The organism is Bacillus sp. LR_5 (assembly GCF_042709275.1).
Map to the genome: position 1 here is coordinate 1 of NZ_JAVAXX010000396.1, position 4,557 is coordinate 4,557.

Below are 4,557 nucleotides of genomic sequence, written 5' to 3' on the forward strand. Positions count from 1 at the left end.
CTGAACCTGGTCAATAATAATGAGAAAAGAGCGGTAAATCGACGGCTGGATCGCAAATATCGCTGCAATTCCAGCGAAAATCGGCGCGGGAAGACCGATCCACGAAGCCAAATAAAGGGCAAGTGTAATCGCAATCCCGGTTTTGAAAATGCGGGCACCAAGTTTCATTGGTTTGTGCGTGCATTCCTTTCTATAGTAAATTGTGTGACATAGCAAATGGCTAATCCTTAAAATTCCCGGTTAGTTTATTTGCTAAACAATTAAGTAATATACAGGGATCAATACAAATATTCAAGCTATTTTTCTAGAAAAAGACCAAAATCTTACACGTTATTTGAATCCATAAAAAAACAGGAGCTCAATGCTCCTGTCCAAGGTGTCAAATTCTAGTTTTTAAGATGTTTAAAAGCATCCTCGACCGCTGCAAGCGTGTCTTTAATATCTTGCTCTGTATGTGCTGTTGTAATAAACCAGGCTTCATATTTAGAAGGTGCTAAATTAATTCCGCGTTCCAGCATCAACTTGAAAAACGTAGCGAATGTTTCTCCGTCACTGCGTTCAGCCTGCTCGTAATTTTCGACTTTCTCATCAGAGAAATAAACCGTGAGTGCGCCTTTTAAGCGGTTGACAGTAATCGTGATGCCGTGTGTTTCTGCGTGCTGTAAAATGCCTTCCTCCAGCATAGCGCCAAGGTGATCAAGCTTTTCATACACGCCTTCCTCTTTGAGCACTTCCAGGCAAGCAATGCCTGATAGGATGGAAGCGGGGTTCCCGGCCATTGTTCCGGCCTGATAAGCCGGTCCAAGCGGGGCTACCTGCTCCATGATTTCTTTTTTGCCGCCATAGGCGCCAATCGGAAGTCCGCCGCCGATAATTTTTCCGAGTGCTGTTAAATCCGGTTTCACCTGTAACAGATCCTGCGCGCCGCCATACATAAAGCGGAAAGCCGTAATGACTTCATCGTAAATAACGAGAGCGCCCGCATCGTGTGTCAGTTCATTTACTTTTTCCAAGAAGCCCTCTTTCGGCTCAACAATTCCGAAGTTGCCGACAATCGGCTCGACGAGAACCGCCGCGATTTCACTGCCCCATTTATCAAGGGCCGCTTTGTAGCTTTCAATATCATTAAATGGAACTGTGATCACTTCGTTTGCAATGCTTTTTGGTACACCGGCTGAGTCTGGTGTGCCAAGAGTAGATGGGCCGGAACCGGCGGCGACAAGCACAAGATCCGAATGTCCGTGGTAACAGCCTGCAAATTTAATGATTTTTGTCCGGCCTGTATATGCGCGAGCCACGCGGATAGTCGTCATAACAGCTTCTGTTCCCGAATTGACGAATCTTACTTTGTCCATAGCAGGAATGGCTTCTTTAAGCATCTTTGCAAATGTAACCTCATGTTTTGTCGGTGTTCCATACAATACGCCGTTCTCTGCTGCATTTTTAATCGCTTCTGTAATATGCGGGTGGGCATGTCCGGTAATGATCGGACCGTAAGCCGCTAAATAATCGATGTATTTGTTGCCGTCCACATCCCAAAAATAAGCGCCGTTTGCTTTTTCCATTGCGACGGGAGAACCGCCGCCGACTGCTTTATATGATCTAGACGGGCTGTTTACACCGCCGACAATGTGTTCTAATGCCTCATTGTGAAGTTCAATTGATTTTGTATGCAAGAATAAAAACCTCCTATATCTCCATGCGTCCTTTCTATTGTAGCATGCTTCCGAACAAGAACAATGGATTCGGTCTTAAGATGCAAGGGACGACGGTTGTAATCTGGACAAGAATTGGATACGCTTAATAAAAAAACATCCGGAGGTAACGTAATGACTATAGAAATCGGACAAAAAGCACCTGATCTTGAGTTAAAAGGCGATCATGGGGAAACAGTAACTTTATCGGATTATAAAGGAAAGTATATCGTGCTTTACTTTTATCCAAAAGACATGACACCGGGATGCACAACTGAAGCATGCGATTTTCGGGACAGCCATGAAAGCTTCGCTGAACTGGATGCCGTTATTATCGGCGTCAGCCCCGACAGCCAGGAAAAACACGGAAAATTTAAAGAGAAGCATAACCTTCCTTTTCTGCTTCTTGTTGATGACGAACATAAGCTGGCGGAAGCGTTTGATGTATGGAAGCTGAAGAAAAACTTCGGGAAAGAATATATGGGGATTGAGCGCTCCACTTTTTTAATTGATAAAGAAGGCCGGCTCGTTAAAGAATGGAGAAAGGTAAAAGTGAAAGACCATGTAGCCGAAGCGCTTCAAACGCTCAAAGATATGTCGGAAAAGTAAATGCGTCTATCAGCCTCAAATGATATGCTTACTTTTACCCTGATATCAATTGACAAATTATCGTAGAAAGAGTTACACTAATTATAAACATTACAATGTAAGAATTTTTTTTAGAAGAGAGGTGCATGACGGATGGCTGCACATGAACTAAAAGAAGCCTTAGAAACGTTGAAGGAAACCGGAGTTCGCATTACTCCTCAACGTCATGCGATTTTGGAATATCTCGTTAACTCTATGGCTCATCCAACAGCGGACGATATATATAAAGCTCTGGAAGGGAAATTTCCTAACATGAGCGTAGCGACGGTATATAACAATTTGCGTGTGTTCCGGGAATCCGGTTTGGTAAAAGAGCTCACATACGGTGATGCTTCCAGCAGATTCGATTTTGTCACATCCGATCACTATCACGCGATTTGTGAAAACTGCGGTAAAATTGTGGACTTCCATTACCCGGGCCTTGACGAAGTGGAGCAGCTCGCTGCCCATGTCACGGGCTTTAAAGTAAGCCACCATCGTTTAGAAATTTACGGCGTCTGCCAAGAGTGTTCGAAAAAAGAAAACCATTAAAAATAAGCTGACCGCATGAAACGGTCAGCTTATTTTATTTGGACATTTTCTTTTTATTATAAGATTCATCAAATTCTTTTCCTTCTAAGCCTTTATCTAAAGTCAGCGGCTCTCTGCAATGCATGCACATATCTACTCTTCCCAAAACCTTTGTCTCTTTTTCACAGCCCGGACATATGACGCGAACCGCTTTGGTCGAAAGCATTCCGATCCAAAAGTAAACAACCGTGCTGAGACCGATGGATAAAAGCCCAAGTATCATAAACAAACTAGATAGCAAAACTGACTCTTTGAAAAAGATACCGATGTACATAATGATAAACCCAACGAAAACCAAACTTAACGCAAATGTTCTGATTTTATTAATTTTGCTGGAGTATTTCGCCATGTCCATCCCCCTCTGATTTAACTATAGCACAAACCCAATGGGATTTTCTTCATGTTTTCGGTTGAACTGGAATTTATATATGGAGACTTACTGTGAATTTGTTTATAATAGTTCAATGTGTTTAGAAAAAGAGGGATTTCGTTTTGACCATAGAATTGAATCAAATAGAGAATAAAAAATTTTGAACAATTGCATTGGAGGAATAGTGATGGATAATCTTCTCCGTCCAATTTACCAAGAAAGAGCAAGTCATCCCAATACATTGGCTGTCATTATGATTGAGAGAAGAAACAAAACATCTTCCTTAACAGATAACTTTGATGCTGCTTTGCTGGTGATTGTAAAGGAGGCTGACGAGCCTGTTTTTATAAAGCATTATGAATTTGATCAAAAAACAGCTTCTTTGCATGTCGTAACAGATTCTCAGATTCAAGAATGGATTTTGCTCGGGACAAATAGAAGAATCATAGATTGGATTGTCAATGGCAGAGTCTTGTTTGATCGTAACGAATACATTGTCGAGCTGATTGATAGGCTCAATACATTTCCGTTTGCCGAACGCAAACTGAAGATCGGGCTCGAATACGGCAAATTAATCAGAAGATATGTTGAAGGCAAAGCTTTTTTTGAAGCCAATCAATTTTTAGATGCCTACAACGCGGTTGTTCATGCGCTGCACCATTTAGCGCGTATTGAAGTAATCGACAGGGGATTCCATCCGGAAACCACGGTATGGAGCCAAGTGCGCCAGATGGAGCCTCAAGTGTATAAATTATATTCCGAGTTGATCGAAAGCCACGAGAGCTTGGAAAAAAGACTCGAATTATTATTCTTAGCAAATGATTTTCTCATCCATTCCAAAGCTGAGATCGGTTCGGCTCATCTTTTCGAAGTAATGAAAGAAAAAGACATTTGGCAATTCGGTGAGCTTCTTCAGCATCCTGACTTAAAGCACTTCACCCAAGACCTTGGCGTTATGCTTGATTACCTGACGGACAAGGGACTTATCAACGTCTGCCAGATAGAAACAAAAGGGCAGGCTGTTTATCATCGAGGATATTCTTTTAAAAAAGATATTGACTCTGATTCTTGACCGTGTTATATTATTAAACGTCGCTGATGCGCTTCTGAAAAACAAGCTCACAGCGGCGGAGAAATAAATTAAAAAAACATTTGACATAAGAAAGTCAAAATGTTATATTAGTAAAGTCGCTTCGACAAGAAGTGAAAATGATCTTTGAAAACTAAACAAGACAAAACGTACCTGTTAATTCATTTTTTATAAAATCGCACAGC

The 4,557-nt window shown here is 41.6% G+C and carries 6 protein-coding genes; 3 read left to right on the forward strand and 3 right to left on the reverse strand.

Annotation, left to right across the window (positions count from 1 at the left end):
- Together RAC86_RS35625 and RAC86_RS35630 are read right to left on the reverse strand one after the other, a co-directional pair.
- A partial coding sequence (locus RAC86_RS35625; RefSeq protein WP_377886694.1) for an aromatic acid exporter family protein occupies positions 1 to 168 on the reverse strand: 168 nt, incomplete at its 3' end.
- Positions 169 to 386: 218 nt separating this feature from the next.
- Positions 387 to 1,676 (reverse strand): glutamate-1-semialdehyde 2,1-aminomutase, encoded by a 1,290-nt coding sequence (locus tag RAC86_RS35630; protein WP_072182518.1) that lies wholly within the window; start codon positions 1,674 to 1,676, stop codon positions 387 to 389.
- 153 nt (positions 1,677 to 1,829) lie between these two features.
- Here RAC86_RS35630 and bcp point away from each other — a divergent pair, with 153 nt between their 5' ends.
- Together bcp and perR are read left to right on the forward strand one after the other, a co-directional pair.
- The gene (gene bcp, locus RAC86_RS35635; protein ID WP_003223280.1) at positions 1,830 to 2,303 is read left to right on the forward strand and encodes a thioredoxin-dependent thiol peroxidase; all 474 of its coding nucleotides are present in this window, start codon (positions 1,830 to 1,832) and stop codon (positions 2,301 to 2,303) included.
- 132 nt (positions 2,304 to 2,435) lie between these two features.
- Positions 2,436 to 2,873 (forward strand): peroxide-responsive transcriptional repressor PerR, encoded by a 438-nt coding sequence (gene perR, locus RAC86_RS35640; protein ID WP_003223285.1) that lies wholly within the window; start codon positions 2,436 to 2,438, stop codon positions 2,871 to 2,873.
- A gap of 34 nt (positions 2,874 to 2,907) precedes the next feature.
- Here perR and RAC86_RS35645 read toward each other — a convergent pair whose 3' ends face one another.
- Positions 2,908 to 3,261, reverse strand: coding sequence for a YgzB family protein (locus RAC86_RS35645; RefSeq protein WP_014113119.1), 354 nt, complete (start codon positions 3,259 to 3,261; stop codon positions 2,908 to 2,910).
- 208 nt (positions 3,262 to 3,469) lie between these two features.
- On the opposite strand from RAC86_RS35645, the gene RAC86_RS35650 reads away from it, so the two are divergent.
- Complete coding sequence (locus tag RAC86_RS35650; protein ID WP_072565973.1) at positions 3,470 to 4,354, forward strand: nucleotidyltransferase-like protein; 885 nt, start codon at positions 3,470 to 3,472, stop codon at positions 4,352 to 4,354.
- Positions 4,355 to 4,557: the final 203 nt, after the last annotated feature.

Excerpts from the sequence above, each read along its gene's own strand:
- perR (WP_003223285.1), top strand. The coding sequence starts at position 2,436 with ATGGCTGCACATGAACTAAAAGAAGCCTTAGAAACGTTGAAGGAAACC.
- RAC86_RS35650 (WP_072565973.1), top strand. The coding sequence starts at position 3,470 with ATGGATAATCTTCTCCGTCCAATTTACCAAGAAAGAGCAAGTCATCCC.
- bcp (WP_003223280.1), top strand. The coding sequence starts at position 1,830 with ATGACTATAGAAATCGGACAAAAAGCACCTGATCTTGAGTTAAAAGGC.
- RAC86_RS35645 (WP_014113119.1), bottom strand. The coding sequence starts at position 3,261 with ATGGCGAAATACTCCAGCAAAATTAATAAAATCAGAACATTTGCGTTA.